We start from the raw sequence: 26,307 nt of genomic DNA on the forward strand, positions 1-26,307 counted from the left end.
GCGCGGGCGCGAACTACCTCGCAGCAGCTAGCCTTTCAGGACACAAATCACGAGGGGGCAGCACATGACCTACGACGATTGCGGATGGCATTCGGACTCGACATCGGAACTGGGTCTCGACACCGAAGCAGGCGCCACGCACATCGGAATCTTCTACGCGTGGGCAGTCGCCAACGACTTGCACTCGCCGACCGTGCCCGTCTGGGGCGAACCGGAGCAACAACCCCGACCGGAGCTGGTGGCCTTGTTCAACCGCACCAAAACACCCGGCCGCTACCTGCTCGACCACTGCTGCGGTGAACTCAACCTCGGCGACCTCAACCCCCGCGGCCGAGCTTTCGCCGACGCCGCCTACCGCGCCTACCTGCGCACCTACGAATACGTCCCCCAAATAGCCCGCCACGAAACCATTTACCACGCACCCGACACCTGGGCAACCTACGAAGCCGTCGCACCACTGCTCGACGAGGCCTGGACCGAATGGACCCGCCACCACGAACACTGACCGACCCCGCGCCCATCATCGAGCCATGACGAACGCGCCTCCCCAGCGCCCCGACCTGCCTGAGTCACCGCTCCACAAGGCCAACAGTTTCCTGGTCGGCGCTTGGTCGCCGACCGACTCCACCGAAATCACCATCGCCTACCCGTTCCCGATCACCATGCCGTGGTCAGAGTTTGTCGCTGTGAACACCCGGTACTTCGAACTTCGCCGAACTAGCCGGTGGCACCCGCCGACCGGACTACGCCCTGGAGATCCGTTCCTTCGGGTCGACCGGCTAGCCGAGGCGGCTCGATACCTGGGGACAACGACCAAGAAGGACACTGTCAACGCCGCGTTGCGCGAGATCATCGATCGTCGGCGCCGAGCTGAGGCGATCGCCCGGATGCGGGCGATGGTAGCCAGTGGCGAGATCGATCTACCGGAAACCGAGCCTGCATGCCCAGGTCATGAGTCGGCGGCGTGACCGAACGGTTCCTCGCCGACACCAGCGCCCTGGTGCGATTCTTTCGAGGCCAGACCGGTGCGCAATGGGATCAGCTGGCCAGTTCCGGTCTGCTGGGGATCTGCGAACCTGTTCGCCAGGAGCACCTACGCGCCGCTGGAGGGCGTCCCGCTTACTACGAGGCAGCCAGTCTGCTGCACGAGATCTTTCCCTACTTCTCGATGCCCGATTCCTGCTGGGAGGATGCCGCGCAACTGCGGGATCGCCTCGCCGAGAAGCGCTGGCATCAGTGCACGAGTCCGATCGATCTACTCGTCGCGGTGACCGCCTCACACCACAAATTGACTGTGCTGCACGCGGATTCGGACTTCGAGACTATCGGCCGTCTCACCGGGCAGCCCCTTCAACGCATCGACTGAGATCACCATGAACGCGGCAGGGCACGGACTCTCGGTCGAGAGTCCGTGCCCTGCTTCGTTATTCGCCTAGACGGCAGCGCTCACTCCGAGCGCAAGCTCACCAGGAGCTCTTGTGCACGCCCGGGAGCTCACCGCGGTGCGCCATTTCGCGGACGCAGATACGGCACAGGCCGAACTTGCGGTAGACCGCGTGCGGGCGACCGCAACGCTGGCAGCGGGTGTAGGCGCGGACGGCGAACTTAGGCTTGGCCTCCGCCTTGATGCGCAGTGCTTTCTTAGCCATGTGCTCAGTTCTCCTTGTCGAAGGCCGATGGAATAGCCGGCGCTTCAGGGAGCGCTCGCTCACGAGAATCCCTGTACCTCCAGGTACCAGATAGTCTGGTCGCCGCCGATGCCTTTAGTTACAGCCGCCTTCGGACTCACGATCGAGTCCGGTGTGGCATAGGTCAGCCGCTTGACAATCGGTCCCCGTTCCCTGTCGTCGTAGGCAAGGACAACTTTGCCATCGTGCACGAACACCTGTGTTGTAGATTCGGAGTGGGTATGCAACCCGTTCCACTTTGCTCCATCTGTTCCCAGGGTTCGATTGAGTTTGTCACTCGTGTTGGGAGAGTTGAAGCTGTACATACGATCCCACGGACCGATCTGGGCACCGGATGATGCGACGATATCGCCTAGCCGGGCGCTTCTCCTTTCGTCCAAAAGTCGAGCGAACGCCGTCGTCAATGCAGGGTTCTCGTCCTGAACGGTGATTTGCTCACCGTTCGATGCGGAACCACACCCGGCGGTCGGGGCGAAGGCTGCAGTCGCAACGAAGGCCAGCAGCAGGCCCCTCATCCGTTTCCTAGTACGCACCGATACTCCTATGCGGTTTCGACACACGCGGTCCAGGTCATTTGGGAGACGGCTTGTTGTCCGGAATCAGGGAGCCTGGCAGTGACTGCTGCTGATCAATCAACTCGGTAGGTGGTTCGTACCCGAGAGTGGTTCCCTTCGGCCTGGCGAGGTTGCCGTTCTGATCGATCACGACCCCATCACCATGGTTCCACGATTCAATGATCTTGTTCTGCAATCCAACAGAACTGAGGCCCGGATTCTCAGTCGCAATTCTTCGGCCGAGTTCATTGTTGTACAGATCCATAGCCTCACGACTCATACGGTTATCTTCTCGGCCCTCATGCTTGGATGTGTACTCCTCGGTCCACTCCGCGCCGAACTCCTCGGTTAGCATTGCGTTCCAATATGCGTGCCGGAAAGCGTCGGCGTGGTTATCCTGGAAATTCCCGTCGTACTGGTCCTCCACCTTCCCCGGCTGTCTGTTCTGATCCAACCCTTCAACGCACCTACAACGCCCAACTCTCGGAGATGCGGGACTCGGTAGCCTCACCATCACCGCGAGACGTTCGTCGTGGGAAATGGGCTTCTTAACGCGCGAGGGCACGGACTCTCCATCGAGAGTCCGTGCCCTACTTCGTTATTCGCCTAGACGGCAGCGCTCACTCCGAGCGCAAGCTCACCAGGAGCTCTTGTGCACGCCCGGGAGCTCACCGCGGTGCGCCATTTCGCGGACGCAGATACGGCACAGGCCGAACTTGCGGTAGACCGCGTGCGGGCGACCGCAACGCTGGCAGCGGGTGTAGGCGCGGACGGCGAACTTAGGCTTGGCCTCCGCCTTGATGCGCAGTGCTTTCTTAGCCATGTGCTCAGTTCTCCTTGAACGGGAAGCCGAGGTGCTTCAGCAGCGCGCGGCCTTCTTCGTTGTTGGTCGCGGTGGTGACCACGGTGATGTCCATACCGCGCGGGCGGTCGATGGAATCCACGTCGATCTCGTGGAACATCGACTGCTCGCTGAGGCCGAACGTGTAGTTGCCGTTGCCGTCGAACTGCTTCGGCGACAGGCCGCGGAAGTCGCGGATACGGGGCAGCGCGATGGACACGAGACGGTCCAGGAACTCCCACATACGGTCGCCACGAAGGGTGACCTTCGCGCCGATCGGCATGCCCTCACGCAGCTTGAACTGCGCGATCGACTTGGTGGCCTTACGGATTTCGGGCTTCTGGCCGGTGATCAGCTCGAGGTCCTTGACGGCACCGTTGATCAGCTTCGCGTCACGGGCGGCGTCGCCGACACCCATGTTCACGACGACCTTGACGACGCCAGGGATCTGCATCACGTTGGCGTATTCGAACTCGCCGTTCAGCGCGTCCTTGATCTCGGCGCGGTAGCGCGCCTTCAGCCGGGGCTGAGTCTGCTCAGAGGTGGTCATGTCAGATGTCCTTCCCGTTTTTACGGGAGATCCGGACGCGCTTGCCGGACTCTTCGTCGGTGCGGTAGCCGACGCGAGTCGGGTTACCGTCGGAGTCGACGACCATCACGTTGGAAACCTGGATGGGGGCTTCCTGGGTGACGATGCCACCCGAGGACGCGCCACGCTGGTTCGCGGAATCCGCGACGTGCTTCTTGATGCGGTTCACGCCTTCGACGAGAACCTTGCCGGTCGCCGGGAAAGCCTGAATGACCTTGCCCTTGGCGCCCTTGTCCTTGCCCGAAATGACGAGCACGGTGTCACCCTTGTGCACCTTCATAGTCAGAGCACCTCCGGGGCCAGCGAAACGATCTTCATGAAGCGCTTGTCACGCAGCTCGCGGCCGACCGGGCCGAAGATGCGGGTGCCACGAGGGTCGTTGTCCGGCTTGATCAGCACGGCAGCGTTCTCGTCGAACTTGATGTAGGAACCGTCCGGACGACGACGCTCCTTGGTCGTGCGAACGACGACAGCCTTGACGACGTCGCCCTTCTTCACGTTGGCGCCGGGGATGGCGTCCTTCACGGTGGCGACGATGATGTCACCGATACCGGCATAGCGACGCGACGAGCCACCGAGCACGCGGATGCAAAGGATTTCCTTCGCCCCGGTGTTGTCGGCGACGCGCAGTCGCGACTCCTGCTGAATCACTTCAGCACCTCCTGGACCTGGATGTATACGTACGCCGGATTGCCGACCCGACGCACATGGTCAGTCACCCTCCGGACGCGCGCCTGCCAGCGGAAATACCTTCCACTGGGGGTTCACTGCCGGATTGCGAGGGCATAGCTCCCGCAGGCAACCGTTCTAGTGTAGGTGAGGCTCCAGGATGAGACGAATCGGGGTGCGTCGACCAATCTGAAGTAGATATGTTTCAAACTAGCTTCGTCGCACACGGCCCGTTGCTAACGTCCCGCCATGAACATCACCCTGCCGATGAAGCGCCGTCTCGCGACCACGGCCACCGCGTTCGCCGCCGTCGTCACCATGGTGGCACCGCACGCAAGCGCGGGTCCCGTCATCGACATGCTCACCGACACGCTGACCGTCGGCTGCACGTCGAAGATCGACGTGGTCGGCCTCGACAACTATGTCGGCGCGCAAGTCGACTTCCTCGCCAACGGCAAGTTCTTCGCCAGCGACACCGTCGAGCTCGAGGTGAACCTCGCGGGCGTCACCGTAGCCAAGGCCACGGCGTTCTATCACGTCGAAACCGAGGTGGAGGTCCAGCTTTCGCTGCTGCTGCACGCCACCGGCACACCGCTGGTGACCAAACGAGTACCCACCGTCATGAAGGTCCTGAACGCGGGCAGCGGACTGGCCTGCGACCTGGCGACGGGTAGCTCGGGCAGCGCCTCCTGACGACAGCGGCCGAGCGAGGCCCGATCAAGGGCTTCGCTCGGCCGCTGGTCGACCAGGTCGAGGTCGTGTCAGCCCGCCACTGGTGCCAGTTCCCACGGACCGTCACCCGCGAGGGTGAGGACTTGGGTGTGGTGCTGGTCGACCGTGCTGCGGTGGGCCACCGAAACGATGATGGTGTCCGGCACCTCGGTGCGGAGCAGGCTGTAGAGGGAGTACTCCAGGCCCTCGTCGACGGCGGAGGTCGCCTCGTCGAGGAAGACCACCTTGGGGCGGGTCAACAGAATGCGGGCAAAGGCCAGGCGCTGCTGCTCGCCCGGGGACAGAATCTTCGCCCAGTCGGCCTCTTCGTCGAGGCGGTCGGCGAGATGGCCCAGGTGGACCTTGGTGAGAACCTCGCGAATCGCGTCGTCGGTCGAGTCGTTGGACTCGGCCGGGTATTCGACCGCGGTCCGCAGATCGCCGAGCGGGAGATAGGGGAGCTGGGACAGGAACAAAGTCTCCGTGCCCGCCGGACGGCTGATCTCGCCGTCGCTGTACGGCCACATCTGCGCGAGCGCGCGCAGCAACGTGGTCTTCCCACTACCGGAGGCGCCCTTGATGACCAACGCGTCAGTGGGGACGAGCCGCAGGGTCAGGTCGTCGATGAGCACTTCCCCATCGGGCTTGCGGACATCGACCTTGTCCAGGCTCACGGCGTCGTCCAGATCCACGGCGGCCAGCTTGGGGAGGTTACGGGATTCACCACTGGCGACCAGCAGGCCGTCGAGACGGATGAGGGAGGCTCGATACTCGGCGAAGTCGTCGTAGGAATCACGGAAGAAGGACAGGGAGTCCTGGATTTGACTGAATGCCGTAGCCGTCTGGTTCATCCCGCCCAGGGTTATCGCGCCGCTGAAGAAGCGTGGCGCCTGGATGAGATAGGGGAACAGGTAGGCGGACTGGGTGACGACGAAGTTCCAGCCGACGAACTTGAGCATCCGGTAGACATAGGCCCACTGCACCCGGATCACTTCGGCAAATCGGCTGAGCAAGCCGGCCCGCTCGACGTTCTCGCCCCGATAGAACGCGACGCTTTCCGCCGCGTCACGCACCCGGACGAGCGCGTAGCGGAAGTCGGCGTTCGTACGCTCTCGCAGGAAGTTGATCCGGATCAGTGGGTGACCGATCCAGAAAGCGATCACGGTCGACACCAGGACATAGGCCATTACGATGACCAGCGCCGCCCGAGGAATCGTGACACCGAGGACCGTCATCGGCCCCGACAGATCCCACAGCACCTTGGTGAACGACACGACAGAGACAATGGCCGTCACCGCGCCGAGCGCCAGCGTGCGGGATTGCTCGGTGAACGTGATGGTGTCGGCCTGGATTCGCTGGTCAGGGTTGTCGATCGTGCTGTCGATGAACCGAGCGCGATAGAAGGCGCTGCCTGCCATCCAGTCCGTGGTGACATGATCGGTCAACCACACCCGCCAGCGGATGTCGAAAGCCAGTTTGGCGTAGAGGTACACCAGCTCTTTGACCGTCCAGATGGTGATCAACAGGGTGAACAGCTTCGCCGAGTCCCAGAACCCGGATTTGGCTTCCGAGAGTGCCGCGTCGTCGCCAGATTTCAACGCGGACGCGGCGAGCTGGAACGAGGCGAACATGTCGTTGCCCCAGTAGCTGAGCAGCACACTCAATCGCACCGTCAGCAGGGCCATCAGCAGCAGGGCGGCGACGAACAGCCAGACGCGCCAAGCTCCGGCGCCACGGAAGTAGTTACCGCTGACGGACCAGAACTGGCGACCCCACTTCGTGAGCCTGAGCAGTAGTGCGGCGATGACCACGAACGCCACCGCGGTGATGAGGAAGGCGATCCCGAGCCATTTCAGACTCTCGAACCACTCGACGCTCCAGTCTCTAGACGTCTCCACGCACGCATCCCATCCCTGACGGCCGAAATCCGGCGCAGTCTAACCCGCCGAACCGGTCTCCGCCGGGCCGCAGCTCGGCCCATCGATTGACCACCGAAAACCGACGTAGGTTAGCCTTGGCTGACTTATGCTGGGACAGGCTCTTCAGGGCCGCTCGAGGAGCACTCCTCGAGATAGAAGGGACGCAACGATGACTGCTCGGACTTCACGCGGGTGGCGCCGCACGGCGGTGGCCGTGCTGGCAAGCACCCTCGCCTTCGGCGGTATCACGGCCTGTAGCTCATCCGACGAGGCGTCGACCGGCGGCGAAGCGGTGACCATCACCCACGCCCGCGGCGAAACCAGCGTTCCCGGTACCCCGAAGAAGATCGTCGCCCTGGGCAACCAGTGGCTCGACACCTCGCTGGCGCTCGGCGTGGTCCCCGTCGGCTACATCGACAACGTCTCCGCCGTCTCCAAGAGCACCCCGCCGTGGACGCCGGAGTCGCTGAAGTCGGCCACCGCCCTCAACACCACCGGCAATCTCGCCGAGCAGGTCGCGGCGCTGGAGCCGGACCTGATCCTGGCCGATCCGTTCATCGCCGACCAGAAGACCTACGACGACCTGTCCAAGGTCGCCCCCACCCTGCCCGCGCTGACCAAAGACGCCGTCACCCCGTGGCAGGACCAGGTCACCGCGCTGGGCAAGGTGCTGCACAAGGAGTCCGACGCGAGCGCGGTGATCAAGAAGGTCGACGACAAGGTCGCCGCCATCGCGACCGCCAACCCCGGCCTGAAGGGCAAGACCTTCGCCAGCACCTGGCTCGCGAGCCCCGCGCAGCTGATGGTGCTGACCGACCCCAACGACGGTTCGGCCAAGGTGTTCACCGCACTCGGCATGGGCATCCCGGCCAACCTCGCCGCGATGCCGGCCAACCAGGGCCGCCTGGCGCTGTCGCCGGAGAAGGTCGACGAGCTCAGCGCCGACCTGCTGCTGGCCGGCTACTCCCCCGGCCTCGACGAGAAGTACCGGCAGCTGCCGGGTTACGCCGATCTGCCGTCGGTGCGCAAGGGTTCGGTCGTGTTCCTGACAACGCAGGAAATCAGCGCGATCAACCAGCCGAGCGCGCTGTCGGTGCCGTACATGCTGGACAAGCTCGAACCCGCGTTCGCCGCCGCCGCGAAATAGGTTCTGCCCCAGACCGGTTCTACCCCCGAGGATTCCACCGTGCTCGCCTCCGCTTACCCCGCCCAGACCCGCTTCGCCCTGCGCGCGGGCGTCACCTGCCTCACGACACCCGCAGGCGCGGTGCTGCTGAACCCGCCGCGCAACGAGAAGCTGACCGGTCTGGGCGCGGGGGCGCTGCAGGCGCTGAAAACCCTCAACCAGGGCCCGGCGACCGCGGCGGAAATGGCGACCGCGGCGGCCGGCGACGACATCACCGCGCTGATGCGCAAGCTCACCGACGGCGGCTGGCTCTCGGTGACAGTCCGCGACGGCGGCCGCGACCTCTACAGCATCCGCCCCTTCGCCGACCCCGCGCCTCGCCCCACGATGGCCCTGCCCACCTGGTCGGCGACGCTGTCGAAATTCGCTGTCCTGCACCGTGACAACCAGGGCTTCGTGCTCGAACACCCGCAGGCGTGGTGCGATCTGCGCATCCACGACCCGCGCCTGCTCGCCCTGCTCGACGGTCCCCTCGCCGCCGATTCCCCGGTGCCCGCCGCCGTGAAAACCCAGTTCATGGCGGACCTGCAGTGGTGCGGTTTCCTGGTCGACGGCGACGAGGAGGAGCGCGAGTTCACCACCCGCTCCTGGAACACCCCCGACCTGTGGTTCCACCGCCGCAGCACCCTCGGCGCCCGCACGGTGACCTGGGACGACTTCGGCCCCACCCGCTGGGCCGACGGCCAGTTCCCCGAATTGCCGCTGCGCCGTGCGACATTCGCCGGTGACCCGATCGCCCTTGCGAAGCCGGACCTGGTGTCGCTGCGCGTCTCCGACCCGAGCCTGGCCGCCGCCATCGAGGACCGCGTCTCCACCCGCGCCTTCGACGACGCCGCCCCCATCACCTCGGTTCAACTGGGCGAGTTGCTGTTCCGCACCGCCCGCACCCGCGAGGACGGCTCCCGCCCCTACCCCTCCGGCGGCGGCGCCTACGAACTCGAGATCTACCCCGTGGTGCGCAACGTCGCAGGCCTGGAAAACGGCATGTACCACTACGACTCGACCGACCACGCCCTACGCCCGGTCGCCCTCGCCGACGCCCCCGCCGTTCAGAAGCTCCTCAAATCCACCTCGGCGACCCTGGCAGGCGGCGCGCAACCCCAAGTCCTACTGCTGGTTTCGGCCCGCGCGGGCCGCGTCATGTGGAGCTACGAACAGGTCGCCTACGCCAACATCCTCAAGCACGTCGGCGTCCTCATGCAGACCGTCTACCTGGCCGCCACCGCCATGGACCTCGGCGTCGTCGCCCAAGGCTTCAGCGACACATCCGCTTTCGCCGCCGCCACCGGGCTCGACGAACTCGAAGAGTGCAACGTCGGCAGCATCATCGTCGGCTCACCGGCGCGCTGATCCGGTCATCGCATCGAGTTCTGATGGACCCACCTCGGCTACGTTCCCTCGAATGAGGGAACTCGCGTACACCGTGTCGAAGTTCGAATGTCACGCTTGTTCAGCCGTTCCCCAGCGGGCGGTGCCTATCTACTGCTCACGATGCGAACGGGCGTGCCGCTCGGCCTGTTCGCGCCGCCTGATCACAGCTGCGCCTACGTGGCGGTGCGCGGATACGGAGGCGGGGAACCCCAGGTGGACATCCTGGTGGAGACAACCGGAATCCCGCGAGAGTCCGTGCGCTGGTTAGCGGGCCACACCGACACCGACGGCCCTCGCGTCGTGGAAGGCCGCGACGCCCACGCCTCGATATCGGCGGCATCGGATCCCCGCCTGCAGCGAGAGCCTGTGACCTCGCGAGAGGAAGCGCGTGAGCTGTTCGGGAACGTGTTCGAAACCGGTCGAGAGTTCCGCGTGTTCGAGTGCGTCCACGGTTGGGTCGGCCGGGCGGTCCTGACCGACGACGAGGTCGCAAGCGGGGCCGGACGCAGTCTCGGAAATTTCGTACTCGACAAGAAGACAGGTGCGACTAGTAACGGCATCTACGAGCTTCGTAATTCCACGGGCCCCTAGCACAAGGAAAGAGTGGAGGACGTGTGGCGATATACGTGGTTTTTCGGAAGACTTCGGAAGATGCGATGGGGGTGAGTTACGAGTTCGGTGGGGCGGATCACCGATTCGATCGGGCGCTGAAGATCAGTTCTGCGGATTATTCGGTCGCGGTGGAGGATGGGCAGGGCGACAATATGACGGTGCGAGTGGCAGGGATGGCGATACGAGGGCATCGGGCCGACGGGGTCTGGCCCAAGGCTGGTATTCACCAAGCGTGAGTCGTCGCCAAATCGGTGCGCCAGGAACCGAATTCGGCGGACCGCAGCCTACATTGCTGTTCAGCCTCAGCACCGACCCCAGGCGGGGGAAACTGCCGATGCACCTCGATGTGAACGCCACCGACCGTGATCAGGACGAAGAACTCCAGCGTCTGCTCGCCGCGGGTGCCCGCAACGTCGATATCGGACAGACCGGTACCGAAACCTGGTACGTGCTGGCCGACCCGGAGGGGAACGAATTCTGCCTGCTGCGGCGGCGAGTGGGGCCGGCGTGAGCCAATGCGTGGCTGGAACGGCTTCGATAGTCGGTCTTCAAGCCTGCACTGGCCGCCGCCAACTATTACTCAGGCGGGGATCGGTTCGGTTCCGTCGAAGGGTGGGTAGGTGTCGCTGGTTGTGCGTTCGGCGGCGGTGATGTAGACAGCCAGGGCGGTAGCCGTTCGGGCTGCGGTGCGCGGACATCAGGCCCTGGGCTTCCTAGTAGCGCAGTTGGTGGGCGTTGACGCCTGTGCGGGTACTCAGTCCGCCGATTCGCATGGCATCCTCACTTGACCTTCATACCGGTATGAACGTTGATGATGCTGCCATGAACAACGCAACCGAAACATCTGTGACTGTCATCGGACTCGGGCTCATGGGCCAGGCGCTCGCCGGCGCGTTCCTCGCCGCCGGACATCCACCGCCGTTTGGAATCGGACGCCCGCCAAGGCCGACCGACTGGTCGCCGAGGGTGCGCGGCTCGCGCCGACCGTCGGTGACGCGCTGCGAGCGGCCTCGATCACGATCATCTGCGTCTCCGACTACCCGGCCGTCCGTGAACTGTTCGACACCACAGAGGTCGGCGGCACGACCTTGCTCAATCTGACCTCGGGTGACTCGGCACAGGCCCGCGAGGTCGATCACCGCGGGTCACGGCGAGGAACAGTATCCCGTGCTGATCGAAGAGTTCGCCAAGCCCCACAGCGACTGACAAGCAGCGTGTGGGTGTACCCGCCCTAACGGTCCAACGCGTCGGCGAGGGTGGTGATCGCCAGCTCCCAGTGTTCGGCGAAGCGGGCGGCCTGGGCCTCCGTGAAGAGAGCGGTACTCCAGCGGAAGTTCGTCGTGAGCGCGGAGCCTTCCGGCGTGGCGCCGATGCCCGCGATGACGTCTACCGCGTAGCGCAGGGGTAGATCGGGTTCCGGGTCGAGCGGAAGTGCGGTGTCGTGTTCGCCGACGAGCAGTGACCAGGGGGCGGTTTCGTTGCCGCTCAAGTCGATTCGGCCGAGGTAGTTGAACTCGACCTGGGGTTCGGCGGCGGTGCGGAGTTCCGCGGAACGGTTGACGTAGCGGAGGAGTCCGTAATCGAGGCCCTGGTTGGGGATTTCGCGCAGGTGCGCGGAGACCGAGTCGAGCAGGGTGCGAGCGGCGGCGGGGTCTGCTTGTGCGCGTGCGACATCCACCGCGTTGTCGCCGACGCCGACGCGTACCGGGAAGACGCTGGTGAACCAGCCGAGGGTGTTGGCCGTGTCGGTGCCGAGGGTGGTGTCGGCGCGGCCGTGGCCTTCCATGGCGATCAACGCGCCTGCGGCCGGGTCGTTTCCGTTGTCGGCGTGCAGCGAGGCCATGGCCATGGTGAGGGCGGTGAGGAGGAATTCGCGGACGCCCTCGTCCTTGCCGACGCGGTTGAGCAGGCGTTCGGTGACCGCGACGGGAGTCGCCACCGTGCTGACCCGCAGGCTGGACCAGGTGTCGGTCGCCGGTGCGGGGTGTCGGGAGCCGAGTGCGGCATCGGGCTCGCGGACCTGTGTGGTCCAGTAATCGCGCTGAGCGAGGACTTCCGGCTCGGACGCGCGCCGCCACATGGCCTCGGACCATTGTCGGTACGAGGTGAACTCGGGCAACATCTTCGGCGTCACGCCCGCTTGGATCTGCTGCCAGGCGGCGGCCAGTGCGTCGAGCATGATGTGCCAGGACACGACGTCGACCGCGAGGTGGTGCACGGCGAGCAGCAGAATGTCCGCGACATCGGAGCCGGCGCCCCGGAACCACACGGCGCGCACCATGTCCCCCGTGCGGGGGTCGATGGCGTCGTTGGCGATCCGCGCGAATTCGGTGACGGCCGAGCCGAGTTCGTCACCGGAAAGGCTCGAGGGCGCTTCGATGACGAGGTCGGCGGCGTTCACCACGCCGGGCGCCCGGGTGACCAAGCGTGGCCCGTCGGTGGTGTCGGTGAGCACCGCGCGCAGGGTGTCGTGCGCGTCGAGCAACGCCTGAAGGGTGGACTCCAATGCCGCACGGTCGATCCCGGCGGGCAGGCGCAGCAGTGCGGTCTGGGTGAAACGGCGGTAGTTGCCGTACTCGTACATCCAGGAGACCACCGGCAGCGGCGGGACCACACCGTAGGCGTCGGCGCCGGACTGCGCGGCGGCGACCGGCGCGTCGTCGACGGCGGCGGCGAGTTCACGAATAGTCGGGCAGGCCAGCACCATTCGCGGATTGAGGGCGAGGCCGCGACGGCGGGCCTTGTTGACCAGGGAGATCGCGACGATGCTGTCGACGCCGAGTTCGTAGAAGTCGGCGTCGATGCCGGGTGCGCGGCCGTCGAAGAGTTCGGCGAAGAGCTCGCTGAGCGCGATCTCCGTTGCCGTCTCGGCGGCGGCGTTGCTGTCGGCGACCGAGAGCGACCGCTCGGCGAGCTCGTTCAGCGCGTGGCTGTCGAGCTTGCCGTTGACGTTCACCGGCAGCTGATCCATGACGACGATGCGCGCGGGGATCATGTACGCGGGCAGGCGTTGTGCCAGGTCGGCGCGCACCCGGCTGACGATCACGGCGCGACCGGCCTTGCCGACGACGAAGCCGACCAGCGACGCACCACCGGCACGGCGCACCACGGTCACCGCGGCGGTGTCGATATCGGCGGAGCGACGAAGCGCGGTCTCGATCTCGCCGACCTCGATGCGATAGCCACGCACCTTCACCTGGGCGTCGGCGCGCCCGAGGTAGCCGAAACGGCCACCGGGCAGCCTGCGCACGAGGTCGCCGGTGCGGTACATGCGCTCGCCGGGGCGCGTAGGGTCGGCGACGAAACGGTCCGAGGTGATGGCGGGTTTGCCGAGGTAGCCGCGGGCCAGCTGCACGCCCGACAGGTAGAGCTCGCCGACGATGCCCTGCGGGACCGGTCGCAGCCGGGAGTCGAGCACGTAGCCGACCATGCCGCCGTTGGCGGTGCCGATCGTGGGGATCTCCGAGGTGGCGACGGGTGCGACCACGGCTTCGACGGTCGTCTCGGTGGGGCCGTAGCAGTTGTACACAGCCGTCCCGGGCAGGGCGCGCAGTCGTGCCCACAGCGCGGTGTCGATGGCCTCGCCGCCGAGGGCGAGCACCGACAGTTCGCGGTCGAGCAGGCCCGCTGCTGCCAACTGCGCCAGCATCGACGGGGTCGTGTCGATCATGTCGATGTCGAATTCGGCCATGCCTGCGACGATTCGGTGCGCGTCACGCATCTCCTCGGCGTCGAACAGATGCAGGGCCTGTCCGGCGAAGAAGCCGACCATCGGCTGCCAGGAGGCGTCGAAGCCGAGCGACCAGGCGTGGGCGATCCGGAGCGGTCGGCCGAGCCGGGCCGTCGCCGGGCGGTAGAAGCGCTCCAGGTGATCGGCGAAGTAGCCCGCCAGCGCGGCGTTCGTACCGACCACGCCCTTGGGCTCGCCGGTCGAACCGGAGGTGAAGATGATGTAGGCGCTGTGGTCGAGCGCGCGGTGGACTGCGAGCGCCTGCGCGGGGCGGGCGGCGATCCGGTCCACGACCGAAGGCGCGTCGAGCGCCAGCACCTGGACCGATTGCCCGAAGTCGATGCCGCCATCGTCATCCACGGACACCGTGTCGAGATTCGTGCCGTCGAGCAGTGCGCGGTTCTCACCGAGGACAAGGGCCAGCGTCGGGTTCGACTGGCGCAGAATCGATTCGATGCGACTCACAGGGAGCGTGATGTCGACCGGGACGTAGGCGGCGCCCGCGGCGAACGTCGCCAGGATCGCGATGATCGAGCGAGGCCCACGCGGGAGCATCAGGGCGACAACTGTTTCCGGGCCGACACCGTGGGTGACGAACTCGCCCGCCATCCGGCAAGCCTCGTCGCACAGCGCACGGTAGGTGAAGACCTCGCCGTCGGTCGTGGTGAGCGCGATCGCGTCCGGAGCGGCCGCGGCCTGCTGCTCGAACAGTTCCCACGGCGTGGCCGTCGGCGCAGCCGTGATATCGGTTGCGGCGCTGCGGAGTTCGGCGTGTTCGGCCTCGGAGAGCAGGTCGATCGACTCGGTGGTCGCGGTGGCATCCAGGGTCGACAGGGTGCGCAGCACGGTGAGCATCCGGGCGCCGAGGTCAGCGGGGTCGAGGTGACCGAGGAGGGCGGGGATCGCCTCGACGAGGACGAGGAGCTCGCCGTCGCTCAGGTGGGAGACCACCGTGAGCGGGTAGTGGGCGAGGCTTTCCATCTCGATCGGGCGGAACTGCGCGCCGTCGGGGGCGGTGACCGTCTGGATGGCGTCGTCGATGGGGGCGTTCTCGAAGACGAACAGGGTGTCGAACAGGGCGCCGTGGCCCGCCGTGCGCTGCAGGGTCGACAGACTGAGGTAGCCGATGTCGCGCATAGTGGCCGAATCACGTTGCAGGCGTGCGCATTGCGCGACGACCGGCTCGACGGGATCGAGGCGGTGCACGACCGGGACGGTGTTGATGAAGAGCCCGACCATGCCTTCGACGCCCGCGAGCTTCTCTGGGCGGCCGGAGATCGTGGTGCCGTAGACGACATCGCGACGGTCGGTGATGCGACCGAGCAGCAGCGTCCAGGCGAACTGGACCGCGGTGTTCAGCGTCATCCCGTTGCCGCGCGCCCACTGCTGCAACTGCTCGGTTTCGTTGGCGGACAACCGGAGTCGCGTGGTCTGCGGAACCGCGGAGCCGCGCTCGCCGGTGCCGTCGGCCAGCACCAGCGGTGCGCTGACCTGCTGTAGGTACTCGGCCCAGCGGCGGGCCGCGGCGTCGTGGTCCTGGGCGCCGAGCCAACCGATGTAGTCACGGTAGGGACGGGGCGCGGGTAGACCGTCCAGGGCGCCGCCCGCCTGGTAGACGGCGAGCAGTTCGGTGAAGAACACCGCCACCGCCCAGCCGTCCATGAGGATGTGGTGGGCGGTGAGGATCATCCGCTTGCGCGGCGCGGGCGCGTCGGTGACGTCGAGCAGCAGCACTCGCAGCGCGGGACCGCGACTGAGCACGAAGGGGACGCGGCGCTCGGATTCGGCGATGGAGTCGAATTCCGTGGACAGCGCGGCCCGTTCGGCCCACGGCAGCTCCGCGCGCGACGGGATGATCTGCACCGGCTTGGGCACATCGGTGTCCCAGAACGCGGCCCGCAGGTTCGGATGACGGTCCAGCATGGCCTGCGCGCTGCGGTGCAGCAGGTCGGTGTCGAGCGGGCCGTCGATATCGACCACGAATTGCATCGTGTACAGATCGATCTCGGTGCCCGTCAGCCGGGACAGGGAGAACAGCCCCTCCTGCAGCGGGCTCAGCGCGAGTACGTCTTCGATCTGCGGCGCACTCATGCTGCGTCCCTTCCTAACTGCTCGTTCATCCCGACGTTCGTGCTCATCCCTGTGCGGACCAGGCGGCCGTCAGCGCGGACAGGGCGTCGGATTCCAGGCCCGACGCGCTCATCGGCGCGTGCGAAACCTGTTCGGGCTCATCGGCTCGAGTCGCGCCACCGGCGGCGTCGACAGCGGCGGCCAATTCGGTGATCGTGGCGCACTCGAAGACCATCTGCGGCGACAGCGGCAGACCGAGGGCGTCGGCGCGGGCCGACCACTGGATGGAGATGACACTGTCGCCACCGAGGGCGAAGAAGTTGTCGTCGCCGACGACCTCGTCGATCTCCAGCAGTTCCTCGATCAGGGCGATCAGGGTGCGCTCGGTATCGGAGTCGGTCGCGGCACCGGTGGCGACGGCGCTCGTCGCTGTGGGGGCAGGCGGGGCGAGCAGGCGCTCGAGATCCGCGGCTGGCAGCACCCGCAGGTCGGCGACCGGCAGGTCAGGTGTCTCGGCGAAGGCGCGCAGCGTGGCGGCGAGCGCGTCGGCGATCAGCGCGGCCGTGGCCGGGTCGTACAGATCGGCGTTGACGACGACGCGCACATCCATGCCGCCGTCGGCGGTCACGTTCAGGCTCAGGTTCAGATCCAGGAACGAGACGTCGAAGTCGGCGGGCAGCACGGTGACGGTGGTCTCGCCCGAGGAGGCGAACGGCAACGTGGTCGGTGCCCAGTCGGCGCCACGGAAGTGGATCATGCTCTGGAACAGCGGGTTCCGTGAGCGTGAGCGGCGCGGGTTGAGCGCTTCGACCAATCGCTCGATCGGGAGCTCCTGGTGGGCATTGGCGTCGAGCACCACATTGCGCGCCCGAAGCACGGTGTCGTGCAGGGTCGGCGCGTTCGACAGGTCGTTGCGCAGCACGACCATGTTGGCGAACAACCCGATCATGGCCGTTGTCGACGGATCGGTGCGCGCCGCGACGGGAGTGCCGAGGGTGATGTCGGTGCCACCGCCGAGGGTGTGCAGCAGAGTGGCGACCGCGGCCTGACACACCATGAATTCGGTGGCGCCGCTGCGGATCGCGAGCGATTCCAGTCCGGAGCGCACGGTGGCGGGCAACGAGAAGTTCACCACTTCACCGCGCTTGCCGAGCACCGGCGGGCGCTGCCGATCGTGAGCGACCGCGATCTCCTCGGGGACGTCGGCGAGCGCGGCACGCCAGTAGTCGATCTGGTCGGTGGCGAACGCGCTCGGGGCGGCCTGGTCGAACAGTTCACGCTGCCACAGCGCGTAGTCGGCGAACTGGACCGGCAGCGCCGCCCAGTTCGGGGCGCCGCCCAGCTCGCATCGAGCGCGGTAGGCGGTGGTGAGGTCGTCGAGCAGCACGCCGAAGGACGCATGGTCGGCGACGATGTGGTGCACGAGCAGCGAGAGCACGTGGGTGTCGGCGTCGAGGACGAGCAGTTCGGCGCGGATCAGCGGCTCACCGTCGAGGGTGAAGTGGTAGTCGCCGATCTCGGCGAGCGCCTCGGTGAGCTGGTCGGACGTGATCTCGCGCACCGGCAGCGGGACCGGAGCGGCGGGGTGCACCACCTGGTAGGGCACGCCGTCGTGTTCGGGGAACGTGGTGCGCAGCGACTCGTGCCGAGCGACCACGTCGTCGAGTGCGGCACGCAGCGCCGCGATGTCGAGTGCGCCGTCGAACCGCATGGCCAGCGGCAGGTTGCCGACCGAGCCCGCACCCTCCATCCGATACTGGAACCACATCGCCAGCTGCGAGTACGACAGCGGAACACGCTCGCCACGCGCGCGCCCACCGATCGCGGGGCGACTGGTGTCGGTGGTCTCGCTCTCGGTCGCGGCGGGGGCGTCGTCGAAATCGTTGTCGACGGCGTCGAGGTCGATGTCGAATTCGGCCAGGAAGCGGGCGACCAAGTTGGCGGCGAGGGCGGCGGGGGTCGGGCTGTCGAAGACGACGCGGACGTCGAGTTCCACGCCGAATTCGGCGCGGACCTGGGCTACCAGCCGGGCCGCGAGCAGCGAGTGGCCGCCGAGCTCGAAGAAGGAGTCCTCCGCGCTGACCTCGTCGAGGCTGAACAGGGCGCCGAACAGGGCGCAGACCTTGCGCTCGGTGGCCGTGGCCGGGGCGCGGTGGGTGCGCACCACGGCGGGGGTCGCCGCGGGCAGGGCGCGCTTGTCGAGCTTGCCGTTGACGGTGAGCGGGATCTCGGGGATCACCGCGAACGCGCTGGGCACCATGTATTCGGGCAGTCCGCTCGCCGCGAACGCGTGGACCTGTTCGAGGTCGACGGTGCCCTCGGCGGGCACCACATAGGCGGCCAGCATCGCGCCGATGGCCGGGTCCTCGGTCACCACGACAACACAGTGGGCCACGGCGGGATGCGCGGCGATCGCGGCTTCCACCTCGCCGAGTTCGATGCGGAAACCGCGCACCTTCACCTGCTCGTCGGCGCGACCGACGAACTCCAGCTCACCGAAGGTGTTGCGGCGCACCAGGTCACCGGAGCGATACAGCCGAGCGCCCGGGGTGAACGGGTCGGCGACGAAACGCTGGGCGCTCAGCGCGGGCCGGTCGAGATAGCCGCGGGCGAGCTGCTCACCACCCAGGTAGAGCTCACCGACGACGCCGTCGGGCACCAACTGGAGCGCCTCGTCGAGGACGTAGGTGTAGACGTTGCGGTTGGGGACGCCGATCGGCACCACGCCGGTACCCTGCGGGCCGGAGACCGGCATGTGGGTGGAGCAGACCACGGCTTCGGTGGGGCCGTAGTGGTTGCGCAGTTCGGCGTCGAGGGTGTTGGCGAAGCGGTCGGCGACCTCGCCGGGCAATGCCTCACCACCGACGGGGATCTGGCGCAGCGACTGCCATTCACTGATCTCGGGCAGCAGCAGGAAGGTGCTCAGCATCGACGGCACCATGTGCAGCACGGTCACCTGGCGGCGGCTGATCAAGTCGGCGACATAACGGATGTCGCGGAAAGCGTTGGGCTTGGGCACGATCAGCTGCGCACCGACGGTCAGCGTGATCGCGATATCGACCAGCGACGCGTCGAAGCTCACCGACGACGACTGCATCAGCCGGTCGGCGGGGGTCATGTTCCAGTCCGCGGTGAAGCAGACGATGTGTTCGGCGATCGCGTTGTGCGGCACCGGAACACCCTTGGGCTTGCCGGTGGAGCCGGAGGTGTAGATGACGTAGGCGAGGTTCGACGGGCGCAGTGGCCGCAGTCGCGCGGCATCGGTGGGCGCCGTCGCGGGCAGCTCGGACGCCGCCTCCTCGGCGGCGGCCAATTCGACCGCCCCGAGCAGTAATCGAGGATTCGCGTCCTCGACCAGGTATTCGATGCGGTCCTCCGGGTAGGCCGGGTCGATCGGCAGGTACGCGCCACCGGCCTTCAGCACCGCGAGCACGGCGACGATGAACTCGACCGAAGTGCCGAGCCGAAGGCCGACGATGTCTTCGGTGCCGATACCCTGCTCGATCAGCCAGTGCGCCAACCGATTCGCGCGAGCGTGCAGCGCGGCGTAGGTGAGCTCCACATCATCGGAGACCAGCGCCCGCGCCTCGGGATCGGCCGCCGCGGCCGACTCCAGCAGGGCGACAAGGGTTGTCGCCTCTTCGTCGACGAGCACGCCGTGCGAACGGTCGAGCAGCGCGGCGCGGTCGGCGTCGCCGAGCATGTCGAGATCGGCGAGCCTGCGCTTCGGGTCGCGCAGGGCGCTGTCGAGGAGACGACCGAAATGGACGAGCAGCTGGTCGATGAGAGCATCGGCGAGCACGTCGGTCTGGTACTCGGCTTCCACCACCGCGCTGCCGTCGGCCTCGAGCACCACGGCGAAGGCCAGCGGCACCTGCGCGCTCGCCGCGCCCAGTTCGAGCTGGGTGGATCGCACGCCGTCGATGGCGAAACCATCGGCGCTCTTGCGCACACTGAAGCCGAGGCGGACCAGCTGATCCATGCCGTCGCGTCCGGCGACACGGTCCGGATTCGCTTCACGGACAACACGATCGATGCCGACCCCACGGCGCGCGAACGATCCGGTGCAGGTGTCGCGCACGCCGGCGACCAAGGTGGCGAAATCGTCGCGGCCACCGATTCCCGCGCGCAGCAGCAGGGTGTTGCCGAAGTAGCCGATGAGCTGTTCGGTGCCGATGGGACGGTCGGTCACCGGGATGGAGACCAGGAAATCGTCGGCGGCGGTGTAGCGGTGTACGAGGGCGTCGAAACCGGCGAGCAGCACCATGAACGGGGTCGCGGCCTGCTCGCGCGCGAACTGTTCGGTGCGGGTGACGAGGTCGGCGGGCAGCCGGTGGGTGCGGCGCCGGGCGTGCCTGCCCGCGCCTGCCGAGGCGGCGCCGGGGAGCTCGAGCGGTTCGGGCAGCGGGCGAAGGGCGTCACGCCAGTAGGCGACGTCGTCCTCGGCGGGCTCGACAGTGGGCGCGATCGCCGCGAACTGCACCGTCTCGGGCTGGGAGCCGGCGGCCGACGCGTCGACAGCGGGTGCGCCGAGCCGGTAGGCGGCGTTGAGTTCGGCGAAGAAGACGGCCCAGGAGTCGTCGTCCCAGCAGATGTGGTGGATGGTGAACAACACGACATGCTCGTCGACCCCGGTGCGGATCAGCGTGGCACGCAGCGGGAGCTCGGTGCCGAGGGCGAAGGGGCGGGCGAAGTCACGCTGGGCCAGCACCTCCACCCGCAGGTCGCGACCCGACTCCGCGAGCTCGGTGACGTCGTGGGTCGACCAATCGGCGCGGGCATCCTCGGCGAACACCTGGAACGGAGTGCCGTCGACATCCGCGCCGTAGGTCGTGCGCAGGATGTCGTGGCGCGCCACCACCGTGTCGAACGCGGCGTGCAGGCGGTCGGCGTCGAGCGGGCCGGTGAGGCGGTAGGCGACGCAGATATTGAGGGCGGTGTCGTCGGCGTCGCGGGTCTGCAGGAACCACATGCGGCGCTGGCCGGGGGTGAGCGGGCGCCGCTCCCCCGCCGGGATCCTCGGTACCGCCACGGGTTCGGCGTGCACGACCGACATGCCGCGTTCGCGCAGCTTCTGCTGCAGCAGCAGTTTGCGGCGTTCCGCGACGGACAGGGTGGCTTCGGTGTCAGACATGTTCTTCGGCCCCTCAGCCCTGGTTGGTGTTCTGTGCCATGAGCAGCACGACATCGTCGAGCGATGCGCCGCCGAGAATCGCCGCGACCGGCAGATCGCGATCCAGCTCCACCTTCACGCGCTTGCGGAAGTCCAAGGCCTGCAAGGAATCGAGGCCGAGTGCGACCAACGGCATGGTGGCGTCGATGGATTCGGCGCTGTCACCGCCGATCACCTTGAGCAGTTCGGTGCGCATACGCAGGTCGAGCGGGAAGCTGTCGATGGGCGCGCCAGCGACGGGAGCCGGTGCGGGTGCGGGTGCGGAAATCACGTCGGCGGGTGCCTGGGTCACCTGCGGTGCCCGCGTCTCGGATTCGAGGCCGGTGAGCACGCTGGCCTGGCCGAACGCCCCGAGCACCTCGCGCAGGAAGTCCCAGTCGGCGGCGATGATCATGCCGTCGCGAACCGGCGCGGCCAGTCCGGCCTCGATCGCGTCGGCGGGCACCATCGGGAACACGCCTGCCTCTTCGACCCGGGCGAACCCGGCATCGTCGAGCGGACCGGCCACACTCCACAGACCCCACTGCAGGCTCGCGGCGGCGATGCCACGGGCGCGGAGCCGGCGGGCCGCCACGTCGAGCATGCGGTTGGTCACCGCGTACAGCACCTGCCCGCGTCCGCCCAGCGTCGCCGCCATCGACGAGCACAGCAGGACCCGGCAGTCCACGGTCAGCGCGACCGCGTCGATCAGGTTGTCCAGGCCGCGCAGCTTCGCGGCGGCGGCGGTGCGCACGGCATCGTCGGTGATCTGCTCGAGTTCGGCGTCCACGTAGTTCACCGCGGCATGGATCACCAGATCCACGGGGCGATCGGCGATCTCGGCGCCGAAGGCGGTCGCGGCCTCGAGGTCGCTGACATCGCAGGACCGCACCACGATCTCGGTGGCGCCGACCGCGCGCAGCCGAGCCAGTTCCGGTGCCAGCGCGTCGGTTTCGCCACTGCGGCTCAGCAGCGTGACCCGGCCGGCACCCGTGCGCGCCAGGTGATCGGCGAACCGCAGACCCAGCTGACCGGTGCCGCCCACGATCACCGCGTGATCGAGATCGGTGCCCAGCGAGCCGGTTTCGTCGGTCGTATCGACGACCAGCCGCTTCACGAACAGCTTGCCCGCCCGCAGCGCCAACTCGGCCTCACCGCTCGAATGCACCGCGCCGACGATCTTGGCGGCTTGCGCGGGCGCGGATTCGCTCGCGGCAAGATCGAGATGGCGGAAGTGGATGCCGGGGTGTTCGATTCCGACACTGCGGAATCCGGCGCTGACGCCCGACTGGAACAGTCCGGGAATCGGGTCACCGTCGTGCACGGTCTCGCCGCCGGTGGTGAGCAGCCAGCACTCGCCGCCGGGGCGAAGTGCGGATACCGCTGGGGCCCAGGCACGTTCGGCATAGAAGTCGACCAGCGCATCGATCGCACCGGTGCTGTCGTCGTCGGGGCTCGGCGGAAGCAGAACGATCACGGTATCGGTCGACAGTTCGTCGCCGGGTTCACCCGCGGCGACAACGCGCGCCTCGGCGCCGTGGCGGTCCGCCGCGGTGACCAACGCGGCGGCCAGCTCGGAGCATTCGCCCGTGTGGTCGACGATGAGCAGGCGACGCGGCGCGGTCAGGGAGCGCCGTTGCAGTGGCGTCCACTGTTCCACCAGCCGTTGGGGTTTCGGAGTGGTGACGGCGAGTTCGGCGGGAGTTTCGTTGGTGCCGAGGGGTGCCCAGAGACGCTTGGGGTTGGTCACGGTGTGCGGGAAGTCGCGTAGCGGCAGGGTCACGGCGTCGTCGACTCGCAGCGCGTCCCAGCGGTAGTCGATGTCGAGCACGGCGACCTGGGCGAGATTGCGGGTGAACTCCGACAGGCCGTCCGCGGTGCGCAGCGAGGTACCGAGGACACGGAAGTCGCGCGCGGGCAGGCCGGGACGGTTCGGGACGAGGCCGAGGTTCTCCTGGATGGCCAGTTGCAGCACGGGGTGTTCGGCGACCTCGATCAGCAGGTCGACGCCGTCACTGCCCGCGCTGACCACGGCCCGGTCGAACCGGACCCGGTTGCGCAGGTTCCAGAACCAGTACTCCTCCTGCTTGAGGTCGGGGGTGATCTTCTCGCCGAGGGTCGCGCCGTAGCAGGCGATCTCGGACTCGGTGAAGTTCGGTGTGCTCATCTCGTCACCGAGGAAGCCTTCGAAATCGGCCCGCACCTCGGCCACGATGGAGGTGTGCGCCGGGAAGGCGACCCGGATCTCCCTGGCGAACTGGCCGCGCGCGGTGGCCGCGGCCACCAGATCGACCACGGCGCCGCGTTCACCGGAGATCGCGATGATGTGCGGCGAGTTGACCACGGCGAGTTCGGCCCACCCCGAGTGCCGCGCCATCAGCGCTTCCACACTCTCGCGGTCCATCCCGAAGACCGCCATCGAATAGCCGCGCGGGGAAAGCCGGTCCGCGAGCAGGGCGCGATGGGTCACCGCGAGCACCGAATCACGCAGCGTCATCACACCGGAGACCGCGCCCGCGGCGAGCTCGCCCTGGCTGTGGCCGACGGTCGCGTGCGGATCCACACCCGCCGCTCGCCACAGCGCGGCCAGGCCCGTCATGTGGAACATCAACGCGGGCTGCACTTCCCACACCGTGTCCTCGTACTGCCCCTCGTGGCCGAGCAGATAGTGCAGCGGCTGGGAGTGCCCGAAGCGTTCGGCGTGGATGGCGGCGCACTCGTCGACCACCGCACGGTAGTCGGCCGACAGCTCGTAGAACGTCGCGCCCATGCCGGGCCGCTGACTGCCTTGACCTGGGAAGACGAACCCGACGCGACGCGCACTCGCCGGCACGTCGCCGTGCACGACGAGCGCGTGCTCGGAGCCGGTCGCGATCGCGTCGAGCGCGAACCGCAGCTCGTCGGTCGTCCCCGCCGAGGGCGCTGCGGCTCGGCCTGCGCCTGTGCCCGGGTCGGCGAGCGACGGCGAGGCCAGGATCAGGGCCCGGCGGCGACGGGCCGTACGGGTGCGGAACAGCATGTCCGCCAACCGTTCCGGAGTCACCTCGGGGTGCGCGGCGAGGTAGTCGCGCAGCGCGGCGGCCTCGGCGCGCAGGCCGTCGACACTGTCGGAGGACAGCAGCACGGGAACGCTGCCGTCCGGCAAGCGGTACTCAGCCATGGTTGGTCTCCTCCAGCACCGGCAGGCCGACGATGGCGTGCGCATTGGTTCCCGCGACACCGAACGAGGACACCGCGGCGTAGCGCAGGCCGTCCGCGCGCGGCGCCCAGTCGGTGAGTTCGGCCGCCAGCCGCAGACTTGTCGCGTCCCAGTCGATGTCGGTGGTCGGGGCGTCGGCCCACAGGCTCGGCGCGATGGCGCCGTGCGCACCGCACAGCAGCACCTTGATCAGCCCGAGCATCCCCGAGGCCGCCTGGGCGTGGCCGGTGTTGGACTTCACCGAACCGAGCAGCGGGCCGTCGGCGCGATCGGGATTGCCGTAAGTCGCTGCCAGCGCGGTCAATTCGAGTGGATCGCCCACGGCGGTGCCGGTGCCGTGGCCTTCGATCAGGCCGATGTCGTCGGCACTGATTCCGGCCGCGGCGACCGTGTCCTCGATCAGCCGCTGCTGTGCGCTCGCGCTGGGTACCGCGATCGGGGCGCCCGCACCGTTGTGGTTGACCCGCGAACCGAGCAGCTGCCCGTAGATCCGGTGGCCCAGTGCCTCCGCCCGCGATTGCCGTTCCAGCACGATGACTCCCGCGCCTTCGGCCCACAGGGTGCCGGTCGGGTCGGCGGCGTAGGAACGGCAGTGGCCGTCGGTGGCCAGGGCATTGTTCTTGGAGAACTCGTAGAACGCGCCGGGCGAACCCATCACGCACACTCCGCCCGCCAGCGCCCAGCCGCACTCGCCGGCGCGGATCGCCGAGGCTGCCTGGTGCACGGCGGTCAGCGACGACGCGCACGCGGTATCCACGCTGATCGAGGGACCGACCAGCCCGAGCCCGTGCGAGATCCGCCCGGCCACCGCACCGAGCGCGGTGCCGGTCGCGCGGTAACCGCTGTACTCGTTCACCGAGCCCACCCGGGGCCCGTACTCGGCCGCCGAGACACCCATCCACACGCCGGCCGAATCACCGTCGAGCGCGCCGGGATTGATGCCCGCGTGCTCGAGCGCGCGCCAGGTCACCCGCATGGCCACCCGCTGCTGCGGATCCATCGCCACCGCTTCGCGCGGTGTGATGCCGAAGTACTGCGCGTCGAACTCGGTGGCGCTGTCGAGGAATCCGCCCGCGTCGCGGACCGGCGCCCAGCCCTCGAGCCTGCCGAGGGCGAACAGTTCGTCGAGGGGCCAGTCACGGTCGCGCGGGAAGGGGCCGATCAGCTCACGCCCGGCGGCCAGTGCGGACCAGAAATCGGGCAGGGTGTCGACGCCGCCGGGGGCTTCGACGCCCATGCCGACGATGACGATGGGATCGGAGTTCATCGCGCGAGCGCCTTGCCGACGAGCGCCTCGGCGATGCCGTCGATGTTCTCGTCGAGATAGAAGTGGCCGCCCGCGAACAGGTTGACCTCGATCTCGGCGGTGGTGCTCTGGTCCCAGCCGTAGAGGTCACGCGGGCCGACGAACGGGTCGTCGTCGCCACCGAGAACCAGCAGGGGGGTCGCGACAGTCACCTCGGGGCCGCACGAGTAGGCGTCGAAGGCACGGTAGTCGGCCTTCAACACCGGCAGCGCCATGCGCATCACTTCACGGCTGGCCATCACGTCGGCACCGGTGCCGTTGAGCGCGCCCATGTGGTCGAGCAATTCGTCGTCCTCGGTGGGATGGCCTGGGAGCTCAGCGATTCGGTGCGGTGCGGCGGCCGCGGAGACCACCAGCAAACGCACGGGCAACCCCGCGGCTTCCGCCGAACGGACGAACTCGAACGCGACGATGGAGCCCATGCTGTGGCCGAACACGGTCAACGGCGCGCCGGTGTTGTGGGCGGACTCGCGGAAGGCGTCGAAGGCACCGGCGGCCAGCTCGGGCAGCGTGTCGGCGGCGGCTTCGCGCGCGCGGTCCTGACGGCCCGGGTACTGCACGATCACGGTGTCGAAGTCGGTGGCCATACGCTTGGCGAACACCCGGTAGGCCGAGGCGCCCGCGCCCGCGTGCGGGAAGACGATCAGCGGCGGGAGGGAGTCGGTCCTGGGGGCCTGAAATTGCCTGATCCAGCCGAGTTCTCTTGCCAT

At 67.6% G+C, this 26,307-nt stretch carries 22 protein-coding genes and 1 pseudogene; 10 read left to right on the top strand and 13 right to left on the bottom strand.

The window, feature by feature from the left end; all coding sequences use genetic code 11:
* Positions 1–64: 64 nt before the first annotated feature.
* The 3 genes from NS1_RS05815 to NS1_RS05825 are packed head-to-tail and all read left to right on the top strand — an operon-like array spanning position 65 to position 1,366.
* Entirely contained in the window at positions 65–505 is a 441-nt protein-coding gene (locus tag NS1_RS05815) for a DUF7832 domain-containing protein (RefSeq protein ID WP_062982407.1), read from the top strand.
* A gap of 25 nt (positions 506–530) precedes the next feature.
* The gene (locus NS1_RS05820) at positions 531–968 is read left to right on the top strand and encodes a type II toxin-antitoxin system VapB family antitoxin (protein WP_062982409.1); all 438 of its coding nucleotides are present in this window, start codon (positions 531–533) and stop codon (positions 966–968) included.
* Positions 965–1,366, top strand: coding sequence for a PIN domain nuclease (locus NS1_RS05825; RefSeq protein WP_062982411.1), 402 nt, complete (start codon positions 965–967; stop codon positions 1,364–1,366). The genes NS1_RS05820 and NS1_RS05825 overlap by 4 nt, the downstream gene beginning before the upstream one ends.
* A 97-nt stretch (positions 1,367–1,463) precedes the next feature.
* Here the strand turns inward: NS1_RS05825 and NS1_RS05830 are convergent, their stop codons facing one another.
* From NS1_RS05830 to rplN, 7 genes are all read right to left on the bottom strand, one after another.
* Positions 1,464–1,649, bottom strand: coding sequence for a type Z 30S ribosomal protein S14 (locus NS1_RS05830; protein ID WP_056818387.1), 186 nt, complete (start codon positions 1,647–1,649; stop codon positions 1,464–1,466).
* Between the two features lie 59 nt (positions 1,650–1,708).
* Positions 1,709–2,203: a hypothetical protein gene (locus NS1_RS05835; RefSeq protein ID WP_062982413.1), complete on the bottom strand. Its 495-nt coding sequence runs from the start codon at positions 2,201–2,203 to the stop codon at positions 1,709–1,711.
* Between the two features lie 55 nt (positions 2,204–2,258).
* Positions 2,259–2,807, bottom strand: coding sequence for a DUF6973 domain-containing protein (locus NS1_RS05840; RefSeq protein ID WP_169812751.1), 549 nt, complete (start codon positions 2,805–2,807; stop codon positions 2,259–2,261).
* Positions 2,808–2,879: 72 nt separating this feature from the next.
* Positions 2,880–3,065, bottom strand: a complete 186-nt coding sequence (locus tag NS1_RS05845; protein ID WP_056818387.1) for a type Z 30S ribosomal protein S14 — start codon at positions 3,063–3,065, stop codon at positions 2,880–2,882.
* A gap of 4 nt (positions 3,066–3,069) precedes the next feature.
* Positions 3,070–3,633 carry a 50S ribosomal protein L5 gene (gene rplE, locus NS1_RS05850; RefSeq protein WP_056818389.1) on the bottom strand — a complete coding sequence of 188 codons (564 nt, stop codon included), beginning with the start codon at positions 3,631–3,633 and terminating at the stop codon, positions 3,070–3,072.
* 1 nt (position 3,634) lies between these two features.
* Complete coding sequence (gene rplX / locus NS1_RS05855; RefSeq protein ID WP_056818391.1) at positions 3,635–3,952, bottom strand: 50S ribosomal protein L24; 318 nt, start codon at positions 3,950–3,952, stop codon at positions 3,635–3,637.
* 2 nt (positions 3,953–3,954) lie between these two features.
* Positions 3,955–4,323 carry a 50S ribosomal protein L14 gene (gene rplN, locus NS1_RS05860; protein ID WP_056818394.1) on the bottom strand — a complete coding sequence of 123 codons (369 nt, stop codon included), beginning with the start codon at positions 4,321–4,323 and terminating at the stop codon, positions 3,955–3,957.
* A 267-nt stretch (positions 4,324–4,590) separates the two neighbouring features.
* Here rplN and NS1_RS05865 point away from each other — a divergent pair, with 267 nt between their 5' ends.
* A complete protein-coding gene (locus NS1_RS05865) occupies positions 4,591–5,034 on the top strand; it encodes a hypothetical protein (protein WP_062982416.1) in 444 nt (147 codons plus the stop codon).
* A 68-nt stretch (positions 5,035–5,102) separates the two neighbouring features.
* Here the strand turns inward: NS1_RS05865 and NS1_RS05870 are convergent, their stop codons facing one another.
* Positions 5,103–6,950 (bottom strand): ABC transporter ATP-binding protein/permease, encoded by a 1,848-nt coding sequence (locus NS1_RS05870; protein ID WP_062982419.1) that lies wholly within the window; start codon positions 6,948–6,950, stop codon positions 5,103–5,105.
* 190 nt (positions 6,951–7,140) lie between these two features.
* Between NS1_RS05870 and NS1_RS05875 the strand changes: the two genes are divergently transcribed.
* From NS1_RS05875 to NS1_RS05895, 6 genes and pseudogenes are all read left to right on the top strand, one after another.
* The gene (locus tag NS1_RS05875) at positions 7,141–8,118 is read left to right on the top strand and encodes an ABC transporter substrate-binding protein (RefSeq protein ID WP_062982421.1); all 978 of its coding nucleotides are present in this window, start codon (positions 7,141–7,143) and stop codon (positions 8,116–8,118) included.
* A 39-nt stretch (positions 8,119–8,157) separates the two neighbouring features.
* Positions 8,158–9,507, top strand: coding sequence for a SagB family peptide dehydrogenase (locus tag NS1_RS05880; RefSeq protein WP_062982423.1), 1,350 nt, complete (start codon positions 8,158–8,160; stop codon positions 9,505–9,507).
* A gap of 96 nt (positions 9,508–9,603) precedes the next feature.
* Positions 9,604–10,119, top strand: a complete 516-nt coding sequence (locus tag NS1_RS39880; protein ID WP_157125113.1) for a hypothetical protein — start codon at positions 9,604–9,606, stop codon at positions 10,117–10,119.
* Between the two features lie 23 nt (positions 10,120–10,142).
* Positions 10,143–10,376 carry a hypothetical protein gene (locus NS1_RS40735; RefSeq protein WP_169812750.1) on the top strand — a complete coding sequence of 78 codons (234 nt, stop codon included), beginning with the start codon at positions 10,143–10,145 and terminating at the stop codon, positions 10,374–10,376.
* A gap of 20 nt (positions 10,377–10,396) precedes the next feature.
* Positions 10,397–10,651 (top strand): annotated as a pseudogene (locus NS1_RS05890) (VOC family protein); the annotation flags it as partial.
* Between the two features lie 442 nt (positions 10,652–11,093).
* Entirely contained in the window at positions 11,094–11,375 is a 282-nt protein-coding gene (locus tag NS1_RS05895; RefSeq protein ID WP_507762133.1) for a hypothetical protein, read from the top strand.
* Here NS1_RS05895 and NS1_RS05900 read toward each other — a convergent pair.
* From NS1_RS05900 to NS1_RS05920, 5 genes are read right to left on the bottom strand one after another with little or no spacing between them, the layout of a single operon-like run.
* On the bottom strand, positions 11,372–15,961 hold the full coding sequence (locus tag NS1_RS05900) for a non-ribosomal peptide synthetase (protein ID WP_062982425.1): 4,590 nt from the start codon (positions 15,959–15,961) through the stop codon (positions 11,372–11,374). The two genes, NS1_RS05895 and NS1_RS05900, sit on opposite strands and share 4 nt — an antisense overlap.
* 43 nt (positions 15,962–16,004) lie before the next feature.
* Positions 16,005–21,074 (bottom strand): non-ribosomal peptide synthetase, encoded by a 5,070-nt coding sequence (locus tag NS1_RS05905; protein ID WP_062982427.1) that lies wholly within the window; start codon positions 21,072–21,074, stop codon positions 16,005–16,007.
* Between the two features lie 13 nt (positions 21,075–21,087).
* Complete coding sequence (gene nbtC, locus NS1_RS05910; protein WP_062982434.1) at positions 21,088–24,252, bottom strand: nocobactin polyketide synthase NbtC; 3,165 nt, start codon at positions 24,250–24,252, stop codon at positions 21,088–21,090.
* Positions 24,245–25,558, bottom strand: coding sequence for a beta-ketoacyl [acyl carrier protein] synthase domain-containing protein (locus NS1_RS05915; protein ID WP_062982436.1), 1,314 nt, complete (start codon positions 25,556–25,558; stop codon positions 24,245–24,247). Before NS1_RS05915 ends, nbtC begins: the two co-directional genes overlap by 8 nt.
* Positions 25,555–26,307, bottom strand: a complete 753-nt coding sequence (locus NS1_RS05920; protein ID WP_062982438.1) for a thioesterase II family protein — start codon at positions 26,305–26,307, stop codon at positions 25,555–25,557. The genes NS1_RS05915 and NS1_RS05920 overlap by 4 nt, the downstream gene beginning before the upstream one ends.

Source organism: Nocardia salmonicida NBRC 13393, from assembly GCF_001613085.1.
Taxonomy (GTDB): Bacteria; Actinomycetota; Actinomycetes; order Mycobacteriales; family Mycobacteriaceae; genus Nocardia; species Nocardia salmonicida.